Annotated in this window: 7 protein-coding genes; all 7 read left to right on the forward strand. The window is 65.8% G+C overall.

Annotated elements, in window-relative coordinates:
• The coding region (locus Y882_RS20265; protein WP_211259135.1) for a hypothetical protein at positions 1-624 on the forward strand (624 nt) is incomplete at its 5' end.
• A gap of 82 nt (positions 625-706) precedes the next feature.
• Entirely contained in the window at positions 707-1,342 is a 636-nt protein-coding gene (locus tag Y882_RS06820; protein ID WP_052949751.1) for a hypothetical protein, read from the forward strand.
• A gap of 3 nt (positions 1,343-1,345) precedes the next feature.
• The gene (locus tag Y882_RS06825) at positions 1,346-3,931 is read left to right on the forward strand and encodes a hypothetical protein (protein ID WP_046971156.1); all 2,586 of its coding nucleotides are present in this window, start codon (positions 1,346-1,348) and stop codon (positions 3,929-3,931) included.
• Positions 3,924-5,084 (forward strand): hypothetical protein, encoded by a 1,161-nt coding sequence (locus Y882_RS18790; RefSeq protein WP_052949753.1) that lies wholly within the window; start codon positions 3,924-3,926, stop codon positions 5,082-5,084. Before Y882_RS06825 ends, Y882_RS18790 begins: the two co-directional genes overlap by 8 nt.
• The gene (locus Y882_RS06835; RefSeq protein WP_052949755.1) at positions 5,084-7,003 is read left to right on the forward strand and encodes a coiled-coil domain-containing protein; all 1,920 of its coding nucleotides are present in this window, start codon (positions 5,084-5,086) and stop codon (positions 7,001-7,003) included. Before Y882_RS18790 ends, Y882_RS06835 begins: the two co-directional genes overlap by 1 nt.
• 10 nt (positions 7,004-7,013) lie before the next feature.
• Entirely contained in the window at positions 7,014-8,618 is a 1,605-nt protein-coding gene (locus tag Y882_RS06840) for a hypothetical protein (RefSeq protein WP_046971157.1), read from the forward strand.
• Positions 8,615-19,921, forward strand: coding sequence for a PLxRFG domain-containing protein (locus Y882_RS06845; protein WP_046971158.1), 11,307 nt, complete (start codon positions 8,615-8,617; stop codon positions 19,919-19,921). Before Y882_RS06840 ends, Y882_RS06845 begins: the two co-directional genes overlap by 4 nt.
• The last annotated feature ends 22 nt before the right edge of the window (positions 19,922-19,943 follow it).

Genomic DNA, 19,943 nt, shown 5'->3' on the forward strand with positions numbered 1-19,943 from the left:
CCTGCCGGCGTCGACCTGGTACGCGTCTATCGTTCCGAGCTAGGTGGCACGGTGCTGTACCACTGCGCCGACGTGCCAGCAGGCATGCAGTCGTATCTCATCGGTGGCGACCAGCTGGGCCGCCAAGCCACGACGCGCTCACTCGCGGCCATGCCGCCTGGCGACTTTGTCACGGTGTGGCGAGGCCGCCTCCTGGTGGCGCGAGGCAACGTGCTGGTGATCAGCGAGCCCATGAACTATGGACTCACATCGCCGCGCACGGGCTTTGTGCAGTTCAGTGATCGCATCACCCTGGTGCTGGGCGTCAAAGGCGGCATCTACGTGGGCACGCGCCATGGCGTGGTTTTCCTGAGCGGCAGCAAGCCAGGGGAATGGACGCAGGATGAAAAGTCTTCGCTCGCTCCGGTCGCCGGCTGTGGCCTGATCGTGGACGGCGAGTCACTTTCCCCGCAGTACCAGCAGTCCGGCCGCAAGGTGGCGGTCTGGCTATCGGCCAGTGGCTTTATCCTCGGGTGCGACGATGGCCAGATCCTCACGCCACAAGCCGACCGCCTGAGCATCGACACCACCGAAAGCGGTGCCATGGTCGCCCATTCGCGCCGTCTGACCGCTACACTTCACTAGCAGTTGGCCGCCTGCGCATGAGCGCCGGCACAACCCAATTCCGGCGCATGAGTGCCTTCCCTCCTATAGAGGAAGAGCCTTTATGCGCAACATCCAGAGCCTGGTAAATATCCCGTCGCAGCGCTTGGCGCGCACCGTGGAGCGCTTCCGTCGCCACATCGGACGTTTGCTGCTCGACGGCCGCTATGACATCACCGACAACGGCGTAATCATTGGCGGCGAGATCAAGGCGGCCGGCACGTACTTCCATCGTGTGCGTCAGCGTGAGCTGGCTTTCCAGGCGGACGGCAACCGCGTCGTCTCGCAGGGCTTGCTCAAGATCCTTGGGATCGCGCTCTACAACGACGCCAAGCTGCCGGCCTTCTATCTCGCGCTGTGCTCGGGCAATACGCCGATCACCGACGATCTGGCCGCGTCGAACTTCGCGGCGACGATGAACGAGATCACCAGCCAGACGGAAGGCTACACGAGCGCTACGCGCCCGCAGTGGGTGCCCAGCGCACCGGCCGCCGGCGTCATCGGCAACCTGGCCAACAAGGCCAGCTATCAGATCGAGACCGCTGCATCGGTGACGATCACTGGCGCGGGCCTGCTCAGCGACAACGGTCGCGGTAGCACGGCCGGCGTGCTGGTCTCGGCATCGCTGTTCGCCAACCCGCGAACGGTCTTCGATGGCGAGACGTTCGATCTCGGCTATCAGGTCAGCCTGACGGACTGATCGATGCGCGCGGCCACCGACGGCGTTGTGCGCCTCAGTGTGTCCGGTGACCCGGAGCGCTGCCATGAGCTGGTTCCGCTGGCCATGGCCTTGCTCCACCGGACGCAGGAGCGTGCGCGCGTCGGCGGGCTGCCCCAGCTTTCTGCTCAGCAACGGCTCGACGCGGATGCGTACGCCTACGTCGTCATCGCCGGTGGCATTAACGCTGTTCACATCGTGGCGGGCAGCGGACCGACGATCGTTGAAGCCGTCGACGTCGGCGCCGTCGACATTCCCGACTTTCTGTCGGGCGTCGTGCAGAGCGGCTACATCGAGAAGGTGCCCGCGGATCCGCCGACACCGGCATACACGACCCTCAATCAGTTCCATCCGACCCAGTCGTGTGCCGATCGCTTCAAGTTGGCCCCCGGGTTTCAGCACATCCAGCGCCTGGCGGTGGAACCCGCGGACGCGCTGGCCACCGATCTGAAGAACCCCGACGATCAGTCGCCGAAGGTCTATTCGCAATACACGCGCTTGCGGCCGACCATGTACTCCGGGTCGATGCGCCACCTGGTGCAGATCCTGATGGGCTTCGGCAAGCCCCGCGTCGTGCACGGCCAGGCCAAGAGCATCTACGACCGCGCAAACCTGCCGGGCGTGAAGGACACGCCGCCCAGCGCGTTCGACCGCACCATGGCGAAGGACGGACTGAAAATCACGTTCGACTGGCACTTCAGCCGGTCGCATGGGCTGAGCTTCGGTCCGGATGGGATGCCGTGGATCGTGGAGATCAGCATCACCCAGGGCGTGATGGCCATGCCGTTGCCGCTACGCCCCAAGACCACCCTGCAGAGCTTCCGCGATCGCCTTGAGAAGGACGGCGACCTCGAGGCGATCGATGTTCTCGATCACTACGGTGGGTTCCCGACTGGTGAATCGCTCCCGCCGGCGACGCAGATTGATGCTTGGGTGCGGGCGGGCCGGATTGTGCGCCTGGTGGAGCACGGCGACATGAAGCCGTTCTACGACCACACCAGCTACTCGTCGCAGATGGGCTGGGCATTCAACGCGAGTGGGACCGAGGCGCACAACACCGCCTGGCGCTACGAGGACAGTGGCGTCCAGAAGGGCGTGCACTACATGGTGCCGATCCAGATCGGCGCCGTGGAGCAGATCAAAGTGGCCGCCGGCGCCAGCGAGCTGCGCGCCGCGTTTGGCAAGCTGACCGGGGATGCCTATAAGGACACGCTGGCCGCCGCGCAGTGGAAGGTCGACCGACTTTCCGAGTTTCAAATGAAGTGGGCCACGGCGGCGCTGTCGCGCAAGACTGAAGAGGCGTTTCAATACGTTGACGGCCTGGTGCTCGATCCCATTGCGACGGCGTCCGCACACCTGAGCAAGGTGAGCGAGGGCGCCCTGTGGTATCCGCCGAAGGCCCAGATCGAGAACGGCACGATCATCCGGTTTCCCGAGCCAGCCCTGATGTTGCTGGTGGCCCATTCGATGAAGCCATCCGTGCCCAACGCACCGGTGCCGCCGAAGTGCGATACGACCATGCACGTGTTCTTTGCGGGCGACGAGCTCAAGTGGGTGAAGTTCTACCGCGACAACGCCGATGCGGATCCGGGATCGAAGAACAACTACGAGCCGTGCATGTACATCGGGCAGTGGTCCGAGCACGACGACGGTGGCCGCCGCCAGGTGCCGCCCATGTTCTACACCAACGACCTGGATGACCGGGAAGAGCTGGCGCCGTCGACCACGGATATCAGCGTCCGGGGCATCGACATGGGGTACTGCCGGATCTTCGCGTCGGACGATCCTATCAATCCGTCGATCGGCATCGCCCGCCGAGTCAAGCGCTTCCTGGAAACGACCGACACCAAGACGGTCAATCATCCCTCGCTAACGACAGGCATCGCGGTGCCGTTCTATGACCGCGAGGCCTACTACTACGCCGTGCAGCGGGCCCACAGCGGCACCAGCCACACCGTTACGCGCTCGTACTCATACCTGACCGACCCGTGGTACTGCGGCTACAAGCGCAACTGCCCGGGCTACTTCGGCACCTATCGGGATACCTACGACGGCCACGGCAACTTCACTGGTTGGGTGCCGGTGTCGTTGAAGGACGTCAACGGCTACGGCCCCAACGAGTACCGCACGGCGAATCCGGACACGCCCCTCTATAACCCGAGTGATCCGTGCTGCGACATTGCCGACTCGGGGCCCTGGTGCCATGGCGGCGACAACATCGACGCCATGCTGTACGACATTCCCGAGCCACCGTTGCCGCCGACCACGATTGAGAACGTGCCCGCGAGCGGCAGCTACAACGTGATGCTCGTCTGCTCGAGCCAGCAGGGGGTTATCCAAACGGCGACGGTCACTGGCACGAGCTTCAATCTGTGGCCTCTGTGGACGCCAGACCTGCAGGACGGCTTTAGCGCGGATCAGTACATCGAAGAGACCCATAACGTCGCCGGCACAGCCGACTCGATCCGCTTCGGCATCAACCTCAACACAGGCCTGCGGATCGTCGGTGCGCCCGACTGGTCCGGCATGGAAACGGGCTTCATGGCGTACATCGGGGTGATCAATGGCTGATCAGTGCATCGTGCTCGAGGAACAGGCCTTTGCGGCCGACCGCGCGTGGCCAGGCTTCAGCACCGTCATGCCCGATTTCCCCGCGACCATTAGTGACGCGATGGTGTCCAGGCGCATTGTGGTGGTTTCGGAGCGGCTGGCCATCACTGACACGGCGACGTACCAGCTGGCGGCCATTGTCCGGGAGGCGATTTCGGCCGCGGATGTGTGGGCGCCGCTGGCGCATCCGACGCGGACTCTCGCCGAGACCATGCGCATTCGTGACACGGCCGCGCCAGCGAACGAGCAGATTCTCCGCGAGATCCTGCATGCGGCCGACACGGTGAAGACCGGGCGCAGTGCGGTCGTGCTTGACCTGCTGCGTGCTGGCGACTCGCCCATGCCGCTGGCGAACCGGGAGCTGATCGTGCGCGATGCGCTACGCATCGCCGACCGCGTGCAGTACGACCGCAGCAGTCTGGTGGTCGAGGTGCTCCGCGCCGGCGACGCGATGTCGGTGCGGCGCCAGGCGATTGTCATCGAAGTGGCCACCATTGGCGGCGACACCGATACGGCCGGGCGCCTGAGTGGCCAGGTGATCGAGTCCCTGCGTGCCGGTGAGGCCGTTTTCACTGTGGTGCGTCACCTCGCGCTGGTGGTCGAGGGGGCCGCCGCCGACGGTGTCGGTGTGCTGCCCGCCACTGGCGTCGCTTGGACGGCAAACACCGATTCGTTTGCCGCAAGCCGATACGCCGCGTTCGCCATGAACTCCATGGCGGTGATCGACGGAAAGCTTTATGGCGCAGGCCCTGACGGTCTCTACCTGCTCGAAGGCAAGAGCGACGCTGGCGCAGAGGTGGCGGCGTCCTTCCGGACGGGTCAGCAGTCCGGCGCCGGCGACAGCGTGCGGCGCGGAGGGTATCTGTACGCGCCGATGTCGACCGACGGTGACATGCAGGTGCGCGTCCTGGACGTGGCAGCTGGTCAGAACGGCGCGCACACGTATCCGTTCGAGGAAAGACGCGCCGAGGGCAAGACCACGATGCGCGCCAAGTTCGGCAAGGGCGTGCGATCGGTGATGTGGCAGTTCGAGGTGAGCAACAAGGCGGGCGCCGACTTCAGCGTGCCCAACGGCCTGCAGTGGCTCACTGATCCCGGTAGCCGGAGGGTGTAATGGCAAAAGATGCGCTGATTCCGCTGGTCAACGTCTCGTCGGACGTCTACGACCGCCCCTACAACATTGTCTCGCAGCAGATCGACAAGATGAGCGATCGCGCGGACGAGGCGCTCAATACAGCGTTCTCGAGCATCGCGCAGCTCTCGACGGTGCAGCTGCCACAAGAAGCCACCCCGCCGGACCTGAAGCCGGACCCGATCCGTCCAGGCGACGTGGCCAACGTGCCGTTGCCCAGCGCCCAGAAATTCGGAGCAGTGCCGGACTTCAGCGCACCCGCGTTTGAGGATTTCCAGGATCTGCTGACCGGCCTCGATCCGGGCCAGGCACCGTCATGGGATCCGAGCATCGTGCAGCTCAACATTCCGTCGGCGCCAGCGCCGATTGATACGAGTGGCGCACCAGTGCGGCCGACGATCGTGGATCCGGTACTGCCGGACGCGCCCGACACCACCATGCCGGTGACCGAGCCCATGCTCGCCATCGATATTCCCGACCGTCCGTCCATCTTGCTGCCGACGTTCGACGCAACGGTGCCGACGTTTGACGATGCGGTGCCGACGCTCGGCCTCGACTGGGCGGAGCCGACCTACCGACCCACCGTGCTCAACGAAGTCGCCGACACCGTGCGCGCCATGCTTACGGGCGAATTCGGCATGCCGGCCGTCGTGCAAGCGGCGCTGTTCAGTGCTGCGCGCGAGCGCGAGGACGTGACGGCGCACAAGGCGGTGCAGGAGGCGTTTGACGACTTCGCCGGGCGCGGCTTCGGTATGCCGCCGGGGATGCTGGCGGCCGCAGTCAAGGAAGCGCGCGAGCAGAACCAGCTGCAGGTCAATGCACTCAGCCGCGAGGTGCTCAGCAAGGCGGCGGATTGGGCGATCGAGAACCTGCGTCAAGCCGTGCAGCAGGGCATTGCGCTCGAGGGCACGTTGATCAACCAGTTCAACAACCTGGCACAGCGATCGTTTGAGATGGCGCGCCAGCGGGTGCAGGTGGAGTTTGACCGTCACAACCTGCGCGTCACGTCCTATAACGCCCGCCTGCAGACGATCGATGCGCTCGTGCGGGTCTTTCAGGCGCGCGTGCAGGCGGAGCTCTCCAAGCTCGAGCAGTTCAAGGCAGAGATCGAGGCCGAGCAGCTGAAGGGCACCGTCAACGAGCAGAACGTGCGCATCTATACGGCCAAGCTGCAGGCGCTGGCCACTGTCGTCGAGGTGTTCAAGGCCCGCATCGATGCCACCAAGACCGCGGCCGATCTCGAGCGCGGCAAGATCGACATGTACCGCGCCGACGTGCAGGCATACGCCGAGCGGCTGGCGGCGGACAAGACTCGCTTTGACGCCTACGAGTCGCAGGTGCGCGGCGAGGCGGCCAAGGCCGGTCTGCTTGAATCGGAAGCACGTGCGTTCGCCGCGACGGTGCAGGGCTACGAGTCGGGGAACAACGTGAAGGTGCAGGTTGTCCAGACGCGGCTTCGGGCGATCGAAGCCGGCACCAGCAAGTATGTCGCCCTGCTGCAGGCGGAGCGCGAGAAGGTGCAGGCTGCGCTCGAGCAGGTCCAGGCGCAGGTCTCGAGCTTTACCGCCGACACGTCGCGTTATGCGGCGCAGGTGAGCGCTGGCACACAGCAGAACGAGATCCTGGTGCGCTCGGCCGAGGCCAACGCGCGCAACAACATGGCCTATTTCGAAGTGCTCAGCCGGCAGTTCGACAGCCGCATGCAGCGAATGATCGAGCAGGCACGCCTGGTGATCAGCTCGATCCAGGCCGCCGGCGGCATGGCCAGCCAGCTCGCCGCGGGTGCAATGAGCGCCACCCACGTGCAGGCCGGCATCAACGGCAACGGCAGCGCGTCGATCAGCGCAAGCAACAGCTACAGCGTCAGCACGTCGCTCGACGCGACTTCCGACAATCAGTGAGGAATGCAGGATGGCCATCGATAACCCGACCTTGAAAAAGCCTGCCTTCGATACGGACGATTACACGCCCGTGCTGACGCGGCCCAACATGGCGCCGGCTGGCGCTGACGCGTCCGCTCGTGCGCCTGCAGACGCGTCGGCGCGCGTCTCGCTTGGTGATCAGCATCCGGCGGATCCGCCGGCGACGATGGTGCCGCCGGCGGCGAAGGCCCCCGCGCCGGCGGACGTTGCTGGCGACGCCGGAGCACCGCCTGCGTCGTCCGCCGAGGCCCTGGGCAAGTCGCTGCGCACCGTTGGCCATGCGATCGCCAACACGAACACCGAGGTGATGAACAAATACAACGGTGCCAGCGACAGCGTGGCCAACACGTTGTCGCGGCCGTTTCGCGAGGGGAGTGCCTTTGCGCAAAACGTCATGCGCGCTGCCACTGGCGAGCCAGCGGACGTTCAACCGGCAGCCGATCGCGTGACGCCCAAACTGTCCCTGCCGTTCCCGGCTGGTTCGGGCGGCGACGGCGGCAGTGCACCCACCGCGGTGGCTAGTCCGACCGATGGCCAGGCGCCCAGCGCGGATAGCCTTACCAATGTCGTGAGCACCCTGACGCGACCGCTGACCAGCATCTTTGGCGGTGGCTCGAAGTCGACGGATACAGCGAATCCCTCGCCGGCGGCGCAACCGAACGCGGGCGTGACGGTCGGCGATCGCAAGCTGCCCGTCGGTGCGATGGTCAACGGCGTGCCTACCTTCAGCGATGGGTCTGGCCAAGCTGGCATTCCGCGCACGATGGACGACAACACGATCCAGCACTACGGCGACTCGTTGAGCCGGGCTGATGCTGGCGCGCTGGGCAAGGTGCTGGCCAGCGACGTGACGGGCAGCACGCCGACCACCGAACAGATGGTGAGCAACCTAACGCGGAACGCACCGGCGCAACCCATTACGGGTAGTCGACCGAGCGCGCAGCAGTACGCCCAATCCGACGCGCTCGATGTGGCGTCCCGCGATCCACGCAGCGCCGCCGGCATCGCTGCGCGCAACCTGGCGATGGAGGCCCAGTACGGTGGCACGGGCTTGGCGCGCCGCACCGCGGCGGCGAACCTGGCCGGGCTGCAGCAGGGCTTTCAGCAGGATGGGCAGCTCGCACAGCAGGCCGAAGCGCAGCGCGATCAGGTCGAGTCGCAGGGAGCGAATGCGCTGGCAGTTGAGAACCTGCGCGGCAATAACACACTTCGCAATACGGCGCTGGAAATGGCCAACAAGTTGCTGAACGAGCCCAAGGAAAAGGTGACGTTGGCGGACGGTACGATCGGCCTCGTTAATCCGCGCACAAGCGTTGTCACGCCCACTCGAATGGCGGACGGCTCGCCGGCGCGCTCGTTGGTTACGAAGGACGACAGCGACACCAAGCGCAGCGACGAGATCCTTGATCAGATCTCCAAGGGCACGCAGGAACAGCTGAAAGGCTTCCTACCGACGAAGGACGAGCCGACTCCGTCCGCAGAACGCATCGCCCAGTGGCGCCTGCAGAGCGCGCAGGCCCAGGGCCTGCGAACTGGACGTGATCAAGCCGGCCGCGCGGTGGTTCTGATCAACGGTAAGGAGCATCTTCTGTGAGCGACGGCAACGGCATCACCGGCAAAGTCACGTGGGACGACCAAGCGCCGAACACTGCGCAGCCATCGGGTACGCCGCCGGCCGCTGCCGTTGCTCCAAGCGCAACGTTGGCGAAGCCTGCGACGAATGCCGCAGGCATCACCGGCAATGTCACCTGGGATGATGAAGCGCCGGCGGCGACGCCGACTTCACTGAAGAAACCCGACGGCTACGGCGCGCTCGACATTCCCAAAAACTTGGTTGGCGGTGTTGTGCACGGCCTGGGCAGCCTGGTGAAGGGCGCCGGCGAGCTGGTCGACAAGGCGCTGCCCACCGACTCACTCACCAGCGCCGCGCAGAGCGTGTCGGGCGTGGACTACGCATCGAAGCTGCCCCATTGGTTGCGCCGACCAGGCACGACCGTTGGCGACGCCGTGGGCGGCCTGATTCAGAAGGGCGGCGACGCGATCACCAATAGCGAAAGCGACGCGGCCAAGGCGACCAAGGAACAGTCGCTTGTGGAAGGTGACCTTCTGCATCCCAGCACGTGGCAGTTCGGCGAAGGCGCAGCGTCGCCAATGAACTGGGCGCTCAAAGGCGCAAACATGGTTGGCGAGATGGCCCCCATGGTCGTGGGCTCCGAGCTGGCTGGCGCCCGTGCGTTGACGAAGGCACCGGGCGTCACGAGCGAGATTGCATCGGCGATCAAGGCTGGCCGCACCGCGGAGCTCGCTCCGGAAGGCCAGGCCATCGCCCAACAGGCTGCAGCGGCACAAGGGCGCGGCGCGCTCGCCGGCGGCGCCGTTTCCGGTGGCCTGCAGGGCGCGGAAGATGCGGCCCAGGGTGAATCCGACCGCGTCACGCAGATGTCGGACGAGGATCTCGCCAAGCTGCCGGCCTATCAGCAGATGGTCGAGCGCGGCATGTCTCCCGACGATGCACGCTCGCAGCTGGCGCAGCAGGTCCGCGAGAAGGTATTCGGTACCGCGCTGCCGCTGGCCACCGCCGCAGGCGGCGTGTCGGCGTTGCCGCTGCTGCACAACACGCAGGGTGTTCTATCCAAGGTGGTGGGCGACAGCACGCTGAAGCGCATGGCCACCGGTGCCGCGCTCGAGGCGCCCGTGCAAGGTGCTGCAGCCGTCGGCCAGACGGCGGCCGAAGTGGCCGCAGCAAACAGCGCCACGGGTGAACAGCGCGATCCGCTGGCGGATTCGCTGGCAACCTTCGGCGCCGGCGCTGCGCCTGGCGCTGCCTTCGGTGTGCTGGGCGGCCTGCATAAACCGGCCACGCTCACGCGGCCGCGATTCGAGGATGCACAACCTGGCAGCCTGAGTGACGCTGCGAATGCGATCCACGAAAGCCAGGCCGCGGCGGCACCGGATACGACAGTCCGTCCAGCGGTTGCGGATTCGGACGCGACGGGGGTGAAGCAGGCGGCAACGCCGGCCGCGAGCGTCCAGCCGATCGTGACCGCTGACGACATCACCGCGCGCGCGCAGCGCCGCCTCGATGCGCTCAATCGCGCCAGCGAAGGCGTGCAGGATGAGCAGCGCCTCGACTCCGAAGGCAAGACATTCACGATTCCTGGCAAGCCGCGGCGCGACCTGACCGACGCCGAAAAGGCGGAGCAAGCGTTCCTCACTGAGAACGCGCAGAACCCGCAGGCGCTTGCCCAACGTATCGGCGCCAAGCTGGCCGATGACGCGCAGCCGGCCGATGGTGCGGCCGCGCAACCTACCGAGCCGCAGTCCGCTTCCGCGGCCGACGGCGACGCAGCGGCTGGCGCTGGCAGCGAGCCGCAACAGTCGGCTGCCGCTGAGCCGCCGAGCGTGCCGTGGGTCGACAAAGCGACGGGAGAGATGCGCACGCCGACGTCGGGTGAACTGACGACGGCGCTCGCCGATCGCCTGGTGTGGCAGTACAACACCGACGGGCACATGCGCGTGCCCACCAAGACCCTCGCTCAAGAGTGGGGCGTGCCGCCCACGGACATCAACGACGCGCGCAAGGTCGCCTCGAAGATCGCTGTGCGGCGCGCGAAGGCAACCGATCCCACCGCAGTGCCCACCGCACCCGCGGCTGCAGATGCGGCACCGGTCGAGGCGTCGCGTCCGCCGGGTGCTGCCGCGCGCGCCGACACCACGGCGAGCGTGCCTTTCATGGTCACCAAAGCCACGCGAGAAGGTCTGCGCGAGCTCGGCCACAGCGACGCCGATATCGCGAAGATGACGCCCGCGGATGCGCTCGACACCCTGAAGGCGGGCGAGCGCGTGCCGCAGCAGAGCGAGGCGTTCCCGGAAGACGGCGAGCGGCTGGCCGAGATTGGAAAGGCCGCCGACAAGCCGGCGGCCGACGCCGTGGCGGAACACGAACCGGCAGCAGTCGAGTCGACCCAGGCTGCCACCGAGACCGCGGCCACCCATGTGCCCGAGCCCGTGCAAGAGAAGGTGGCGGCGTCCGAGGCGGATGCGCCCGCGGAGGCCGCCGCGCAAGTGCCAATGGCCGAAAAGGTGGAGCAGGCTGCCGCCGAGGCAGCAAGCTCGCCCGCCAACGAGCGCCCGGAGCCGACCGACGCGCAGAAGGAGGCCGGCAACTACAAGAAGGGCCACGTCTCGCTGCACGGTATGGATATCAGCATCGAGAATCCGCGCGGATCCACACGCAGCGGCGTGAGCGCCGACGGCAAGTCTTGGTCGCATGAGATGTCCGACCACTACGGCTACATCAAGCGCACGGAGGGCGCCGACGGTGACCACGTTGACGCGTATATCGGACCCAAACCCGAAAGCGAACACGTGTTTGTTGTCGACCAGACCGACCAGAAGAGCGGCGGCTTCGACGAGCACAAGGTGATGCTTGGCTATGACAGTCAGGACGAAGCCGTTGCCGCGTACAAGAAGAACTTCGATCCGGGCTGGAAGGTCGGCCCCGTGCACGCCATGGACGTGGCTCAGTTCAAGAACTGGCTGAAGGAGGGCGACACCTCCAAGGCCATGAGCGAACATGTAGAGCGCGGCGCGCCTGAGGCGCCCAAGGCGGAGGCAGCTCCCGAAGCGGCGCCGGCGGCGACGATCGATGATCGAATCGCGGAGGCAGAGCGCAATGGCGTAACGCTCAGCGATGCGGATAAGAAGTCGATTCGAGAAAGCCAGGCGCGTGCCGACGAGTTCACGCGCCGCGCGAACCAGGCCTCCGGCCGCGGCGCCGACCCTCTGAACAAGGGCGACGCGTTCCCGATGGGCGTGGGCTTCACGCGCATGACCAAGCGAAAGGAACAGGCGATCGACGCCTCTGTGCGGCGCGCTGGCGAAGCAACCAAGTGGTACGACAAAGCAAAGGCAGCCCACGCTCACATCGATGGGATGCTGGCCGGCAAAGGAACCGAGGGCGAACGGAGCCAGCAGGAGCAGCGCAAGGCCGCAAGCACCGAGGCTTTGCTGCGTAAGATCCTGAAAGGCGAGTCCAAGAAACTCGGCAAGTATGAGGTGGCCAAGGTCACCACCGACAAGCAGGGCTACCCGGCAGCGTTGATGCTCCGGGGCGAGGGCATCATCAAGGGTGTCAACGATCGCGTTGACCTGGCGCGCGAACTGTTCCAGGGCGACAAGGCGCAGCTGCGTGCGGCTGTCGACAAGATCCGCGGCGAGTCCACCGATGCGAAAGCACCCGTAGATGCGGTCGAAGCGGCCGCACCCACGCCGCCGGCGGCGGAAGCCGTAGAGCCGAAGGCGGACGAACCCAGCGCATCACCGGCGAAAGCGGCAGAGCCTGCTGTCCCGCCGGCCAAGCCCGCGACGGTCAAGCGAGGTGGCGTCACCACCAGTGGCGCGCTTGCCAGGGTCGTGAAGGGCAAGCTCGAATACCTGCCCCACGCACGCGAAACGCTTGAGGCCTATTTCCAGCCGGGGCGTGTGGTGAAGAGCTACGCCGGTTACGACAAGGTGCTGCAGTTCAAGTGGGAGGGTGACAGCCGCTGGCGCGTGCAGGTTCAGGAGGTCAACAAGGACGGATCGCCGCTGCAGGGAGTGCATGCGCGCAGCATCGATGGCATGCCGCGATGGCACAGCACCTTCCCCGACAGCCGCGAACTGCTTTCCGTACTCGGCCAGCCGGAGCTGGCTGGCAAGGGTGTGGCCAAGGCGAAGACACCGGAACCGGAAGCCGCAAAGGCCGCTCCCGAACCTGCTGCAGGCGCGGCGCCGGCAAAGGAAGTCGAGGCCGCGGGCGAAGCCTCGCCTGCCACCGAAGCATCGCCGGCATCGGCTGGTGCGTTCGAGCAGGCGCGCGACGTGTTCAAGAGCGTGGCGGACGGCGGCGGTACCGTGGCCGACGTGCAGGCGGCCTTTGCACGCTTGCGCGACGAGAAGCCGGCCGTGCTGGCGGACCTGGCCAAGCTCACCAAGGACGAGCTGCAGAGCCAGTTCGGTCTGCGTGACGACAAGAAGGATGCGATGGTGCGCAGCGCGTATCGCCGCCTACTTGACCAGGCCACGGTGGGATCGATGGAGTCGTACATCATCTCGGGTGACTACGACACCAGCCACCTGCGTGCCGTGCAGGCCGCTGTGGACAAGCTCACGCCGGAGCACCTGGCCGAACGAGCGAAGTATGTCGCGGAGATGCGCGATCGCGTGGCGCAGCGCGCTGCCGGCGTCGAGAATCCGCAAACGGTCGAGGACTACGCCCGGGCGGCGTATGCCAAGGGCGGCGAAGAGAATCTCTCCCCCGAACAGCGCGTGGTGTTCGATCGTCTGCGCGTGGAGAAGCGCGCCGAGGACCGCGCCAAGGAGACCGAGCGCAACTCTGTGGTGCGCGCGGTGGACACCGACGGTACCGGCATGCGCATGGTGGAGACCAAGCACACGCGCGATGGCCACGACCTATTCGTGGTGAAGATGGATGAGCGTGTGGAGCGCGACGTCTACAACCAGCTCAATTCGGCCGCCAAGCAGCTGGGCGGCCGCTACTCGAGCTTCAAGGGGAACGGCGCCGAACCAGGCTTCCAGTTCCGGACCCGCGAGGCGGCCGAGAAATTCATGGCGCTCCGCGAGGGCGATCAGTCGCGCGCCGATCACCTGGCACAGCGGGATGAGGCCAAGCGTGAGGCTCGCTCCGAGACGCTGGCGGAGAAGGCCGCTGCGTTGCGTGCTCGTGGTGAGCAATCCCTCGCGCGCGATCGCAAGGACAACACGCGGCGCCGTGCGGCCCAGGCCGCCAGCGCCGAAGCCCAGGCACGCTACGACGTCGCCCTGGCCAACACGATGGATCGCATTGCGACAGCCCAGGCCGACGGTACCGCCGGCTTGCTGGATCCGATCCGCCATCGCACGCAGGTGGATCTCCTCGAGCGCACCCTAAAGAGCGCCTCGATGGAATACCTGCGCGATCAGGGCCTGAATTGGGAGAAGGCGAAGGACGCGCCGGTGTCCGCTGAGCACCTGCTCAATGCCAAGCTGCCGCAGTTCCCGTTGACGCGTGACCAGATGGTGCCGATCGTTCGCCAGCTGCTGCGCACGCGTGGCGGCAAGCAGCTCGGTACCGAATTGCTCAAGCAAATCGACTACGGCGACGAATACGCGCAGGCCGTGCGCGACAACCCGCACAAGCTGTTGCTGCGCACGACCGACGGCGCGCATGCCATGTTCCCGACTAAGAAGGCTGCCGACGCAGCACTGGCGCGATCGGGGGACAAGGTCCGCGGCACGGTCGTGAAGATGCCTGCGGAGAAGGCCAAGGATCAGATGTGGGCCGTCGCGCTGGCACCGGACCTGGCCATCGACCGCAAGCTGTGGATGCCCGACTCGGACAAGAAGGTGAGCATCAACACCGCCACGGCCACGAAGCTGCGCGAACTATTGGGCAACGATCCGCGGGAGTCGAGTCTGCCCTACTGGGTGAGCGATCGCCTCGACAAGCGCGCGGACTTTGCGCGCATGGGGATCGGCTACAACTTCGAGCTGCGCGAGGCATTGCGCCAATACCTGGCGATGCGCGATGTGCCCGCCGGCGAGGATCGTGTGCGCACGCTTGAACGCGCCATTCAGGGCAACAAGTCCGTGGGCCACGACTTTTTCCCGACGCCGCCGGCGCTGGCGCGCCGCATTGCAGACATCGCGGACATTCAGCCTGGTCACCGCGTGCTTGAACCGTCGGCGGGCAAGGGCGATATGGCGGACGCCGTGCGCGCGGCTGCTCCCGAGTCGCAGATCGACACCATCGAGATGTCGCACGCATTGCGGGAGATCCTCGAGGCGAAGGGCTACGACGTTGTTGGCCATGACTTCCTCGAGCACAAGGCAGCGGATGGCGAGGGCTACGACCGCATCGTGATGAACCCGCCGTTCTCCAACGGCCTGGATGGCGAGCACGTGATGCACGCCTACGACCAGCTCAAGCCAGGCGGCCGTCTGGTAGCGATCACTGGTGAGGGGATCTTCGGTCGCTCCGACAAAAAGGCTGTCGCATTCCGCGACTGGCTTGAGAAGGTGCAGGGCACCGATGAGAAGCTGCCCGAAGGTTCGTTCAAGTCGTCCTTCAATCCCACTGGGGTGAACACCCGCATGGTGGTGGTGGACAAGCCTGGCGGGGAAGGGCGTACCCGTGCCGCTGCGGACAGCGAATCGCTGGCGCACGCCTACGACCTGCCCGAACCCAAGGACAACAGCACGGCTCCGGTGGCCAACAAGCTCCGCGAGGTCAACGACGTGGTGCGTGATGCCACGGCGCACTGGGGCGACAACCAGCCCAACGTGCGCGTGGTACACAGCCCGGAGCTCCTGCCGGAAGCGGCGAAAGCGGATCCGCGCTATCGCTCGGCCCGTGGCTTGTACGACGGTGACACTGTGTACCTGGTCGCGTCGAACCTTCGCGGCCGCGAGGACGTGCTGCGAACGCTGGCGCATGAAGCGATCGGCCACTACGGCATGGATCGAGTTGTCGATGAAGCGCTTGGCGAGGGTGCCTGGGACAAGATCACCAGCACGATCGAGAACCTGCGGCAGAGCCCGGAGCGCGCCAGCGACGCCATGCGCCGCGTGCTTTCCGAAGTCGATCGCCGGTACCGGACCGACGAGGGCCCGGCGGATCCGACGACGTTCGCGAAAGAGTTCATGGCGGTGTCGGCAGAGAAGGGCGTCCGCTCGAGCATGTTCGACAAGGTGGTGGCGGCCGTGCGTGCATTTGTCCGCAAGCTGCTGCCGAACCTTTCCGTGGGCGAGTCGGAGCTGCGCGGCCTTTTGAGTAAGTCGGAGGCGTTCGTCCGTAGCGACAGCCGTGCCGATGCGCCGCAGGGTGCGGCTGACACCGCGCCGGCATTCGCGAGCGATCGCCACGATCCCAACCAGGCGGTACCGGTGACGACAATCCCGGGCGGTAAATGGGGCGAGGTGGGAAGCCCCGAGGGCAAGAAGATTGCTCGCCAAGGTGCGTACGACTATCTCGAGCAGCTGCGCGCCAAGGGCGTGAAGCTGACCAACATGGACACCGGCTGGAAGATTGGCTTCAGCGGCGCGGGCAATCGCGAGCTGAAGTCCTGGTCGGCAACCCCGGAGCGCATCGAAGCGCTGGCGGCACTCCCTGCGCTCATGCGCCGCGCGCTATTGGCCAAGTCTGAGCCGGCCACCAAGGGTAAGGACGTGAAGGCGTACCACTATTTCTATGCGCCGCTGCGCATGGGTGGCGTCGACCACGTGGCGCGCCTGGTGGTGCGCGAAGACACCAACGGGAACTATGCGTACGACCTGCAGCATTCCCAGATCCTGGACGCAAAAAACCCTGCGGCTCCCGATGGTCGACTCCTACCTGCTCCTAAAGCTGGGGCTATCGACCGGGGTGCCGCAGGGCACGAATTCACGGTAGCGCGGTTGAAGGACGCCGTCAACGCGGTGGAGAAGCCCGGTTGGGCGTGGGCTCAGGGTTCTCAGGCCGTTGATACGCCTCAATTCCGCGACTTTTTCGGCGAATCGAAGGTGGTCGATAAGTACGGCGAGCCCATGCCGGTCTATCACGGCACGGCCGAGGATTTCTCCGTATTCAGCCCCAAGCGCGCCGGCGATGCCACGGGCCACGACACGTCCGCGCTCGGGCATTTCTTCACGCCCGACGAGCGCCTGGCCGACCGCTATGCCGAGAACGCGTCGGACGGCCGCCCTGCAGATAAGCGTGTCGTCGACGCGTACTTGTCGATCCAGAACCCCTACAAAATGAAGCTGGCCGAGGCGCAGTCGATCGACTCGCCGGCAGATGCGCGTGCGTTTCGGGCCCGCCTCGAGCGCGAAGGGTATGACGGGATCCACATGGCCGAGGCCAATTCGTGGATCGCCTTCCATCCGGAGCAGATCAAGTCGGCCAGCGAAAACCGGGGCGCGTTCGACAAGAGCAATCCGAACATCTACTTCAGCCAGCCGCACCCCGATGCGGATCCGGACAACCCGCGGCCGGAGCGCAAGCCCGCATTCGCCAACGCGTCGGCGTCGATCGAGGCGATCCACGCCGCACTTCCGAAGCTGGATCGCAGCACGTTCCAGCAGGCGAAGGACTGGCTGGCCGGAAGGGCTCGCGACTTCGAACCCGCCGCACTCGGCGCGTTGCAGCTGCGCCACGTGCTCGAGCTCGCCGGCGACGAAACCGTGTTGCAGAAGCCCGCGAAGGCGTATGCGGATCTCTATCAGCGCATGGACGGCGATCGAAACAGCATGACGATCGATGGTGCTGCGAAGGTCGATGCGTTGAACACCTGGGCCCGTCAGCCTGGCGCGGCCGGTTGGCTGGGCAAGGTTCGGCCCGAAGCGCAGGCACTGTTCAAGTTCATGCACGCCGTCACCCAGCTCGGCGTGGATCCGACCAGCCAGTACGAGCGCCTCCTGATGCGTGACAGCCGCGGCGAACAGAAGCCGTGGACAAAGGAGATGGTGAAGGAACGCATCAACGCGCTGCGGAATCAGCAGCGCGGCCGCTCGGGCGACGACAAAACGGCCATGATCGAAGAGATCAAGTCGCTGCGCTCGCTGCCTGCGCGCGAGAAGGCTCGCGAGCAGAAGTATCCTGAGCTCGTGCGCCAATGGGACGCTCTGACGCCCGAGGCACAACAGCACTTTGCGGCGATGCGTGACCACTACCGGGAGCAGTCCGAAGCGCTCGAGCAAGCCACCGTTGAGCATCTCGAGTCACTCGACATCCCGCGCCAGAACAAGCTGGCGGCGATCGAGACCGTGCGGCGCAACTTCGCGGACGCCAAGGTCGACGGCGTGTACTTCCCGCTGGCGCGCTTTGGTGACTATTGGATCAGCGCCCAGACTGCGAAGGGCGAGTACATGTTCGCCAAATACGAGCACGCGTCCGACCAGCAGGCGGCCGAGCGCCAGCTCCTGGCGTCGGGTGGCACGATCGAGGCCAAGGGACGGCAAGACAGCAACTACCGCGCGAAGGACGCCCCCAGCGGCACCTTCATGGGCGACCTGATGGGGATCCTGCGCGCTGGCCATGCGCCCGACAGCGTGCAGGATCAGATCTATCAGATGTATCTGAAGACGCTGCCCAACATGTCGCTGAGGAAGAGCGGGATCCACCGCAGCAATGTGGCCGGCTATACCGACGACGTGCCGCGTGTCTTCGCCTCGAGCGTCTTCCACGGTGCCCACCAGATCAGCAAAGCACGCTACGGTTGGCAGCTGCAGGGCACGCTCGAGCACATGCGCGAAACCATGGAGGCGCGCCGTGGCCAGTCCGACATCGATGCCTCGCAGGCAGCGCATGCCGATGCCTTGCTCGGCGAGATCCAGCGCCGGCATGACTGGATCCTCAACCCGACGAATAGCAAGCTGGCCAACGTGGCCACGTCGATTGGCTTCAGCTATTACCTGGCCGCGAGCCCGGCGAGCGCGTTGGTGAACCTGATCCAGGTGCCGCAGATCGTTCTCCCGGTGCTCGGCGCGCACCACGGCTGGCCGTCGGCCATGCGCGTGCTGGGCAGCACCATGAAGGATGCCATTCGGACCGGGGGCGCCATCGAGCGCACGCTCAAGGGCGAAGAGCTGGAAGCCTTCCGCGCCCTGCAGCGCAGCGGCACGTTCCAGCGTACTGCGACGCACTCGCTCGCCGGCGTGGCCGAAGGCGACGCGCTGCGCTCGAGTCCCGCCTACACGCGCGTGATGAACGGGATCAGCTGGATGTTCCACAAGTCCGAGGTGATCAACCGCGAGGGCACGGGCATCGCCGCGTTCCGGCTCGCACGCGAGCAGGGCAAGAGCTTTGCCGAAGCCGTGAAGTATGCCGACGACATGACGAACGGTACCCACGGCGACTACAGCAACGCGAACCGCGCTCGCTACATGCAGGGCAATGCGCAGAAGATGATTCTGCAGTTTAAGAACTACAGCCTGGCCATGAGCTGGCTTTGGGGCCGGAACTTCTACAAGGCCTTCAAGGGTGAATCGCCGGAGATCCGCTCGGCCGCGCGCCGCACGTTGACCGGCCTCACCGGTATGACGGCGCTGTTCGCGGGATCCATGGGCCTGCCCATGATCAACATGCTGCGCTATGGCGCGCAGGCGGTGCACGCCGTGAGTGGCGACGAAGATGAGCCCTGGGACTTCGATACGGAGTTCCGCAGCTGGCTGGCGGACCACCTGGGGCAGCAGGCTGGCCAGCTCGTGGCCGACGGTGCGGTGAGCCAGCTGGGTGCCAACGTGGCCAGCCGCGTGAGCATGTCCGATCTATGGTTCCGCGAGCCGGACAAGCAGCTCGAGGGCGTGGACGCGTACCACAACATGCTCGAGTCGATCGCCGGCCCGCTGGGCGGCATCGTCAAGAACATGTACGTAGGCACGCAGCAGTTCAGCGAGGGTCACGCCGAGCGCGGCATCGAGACGATGATGCCAAGCTTCGCCAAGAACGCCATGAAGGCGTTGCGCTATGCCCATGAGGGCGTGAACACGCTGCGCGGCGATCCGATCGTGCCGGACGTGAGTGCGGCTGATTCCGTCGTCCAGGCGCTGGGCTTTCAGCCGACGAAGGTTGCGGAGCAGCAGCGCATCAACGGCGCCCTGATGAACTATCAGAAGTTCATCCAGGACCGTCGCCAGGCCTTGATGAATGCGTTCGCCATGGCCGCCGACGCCGGCGACGACAGCGATCGCGCAGATGTGCTCGAGCGGATCCAGTCGTTCAATGGAAAGTACCCGGAGATCGCGATCCGCATGTCTAACCTGCAGTCGAGCATGCGCACGCGAACGCAGCGGTCGCAGCAGGCAGAGAACGGCATCATGCTGCAGAAGAAGCTGGCCGGGCGGGTCCGAGAAGAAGTTGGGGGGATGGCCGGCGGCTAGTGGTGCCCGGGCGGTGACGAAG

The organism is Dyella japonica DSM 16301 (genome assembly GCF_001010355.1).
Taxonomy (GTDB): domain Bacteria; phylum Pseudomonadota; class Gammaproteobacteria; order Xanthomonadales; family Rhodanobacteraceae; genus Dyella; species Dyella japonica.

What these genes read in the sequence shown, in the direction of transcription:
- Y882_RS18790 (WP_052949753.1), top strand. Translation starts at nt 3,924, where the DNA reads ATGGCTGATCAGTGCATCGTGCTCGAGGAACAGGCCTTTGCGGCCGAC.
- Y882_RS06840 (WP_046971157.1), top strand. Translation starts at nt 7,014, where the DNA reads ATGGCCATCGATAACCCGACCTTGAAAAAGCCTGCCTTCGATACGGAC.
- Y882_RS06820 (WP_052949751.1), top strand. Translation starts at nt 707, where the DNA reads ATGCGCAACATCCAGAGCCTGGTAAATATCCCGTCGCAGCGCTTGGCG.
- Y882_RS06825 (WP_046971156.1), top strand. Translation starts at nt 1,346, where the DNA reads ATGCGCGCGGCCACCGACGGCGTTGTGCGCCTCAGTGTGTCCGGTGAC.
- Y882_RS06835 (WP_052949755.1), top strand. Translation starts at nt 5,084, where the DNA reads ATGGCAAAAGATGCGCTGATTCCGCTGGTCAACGTCTCGTCGGACGTC.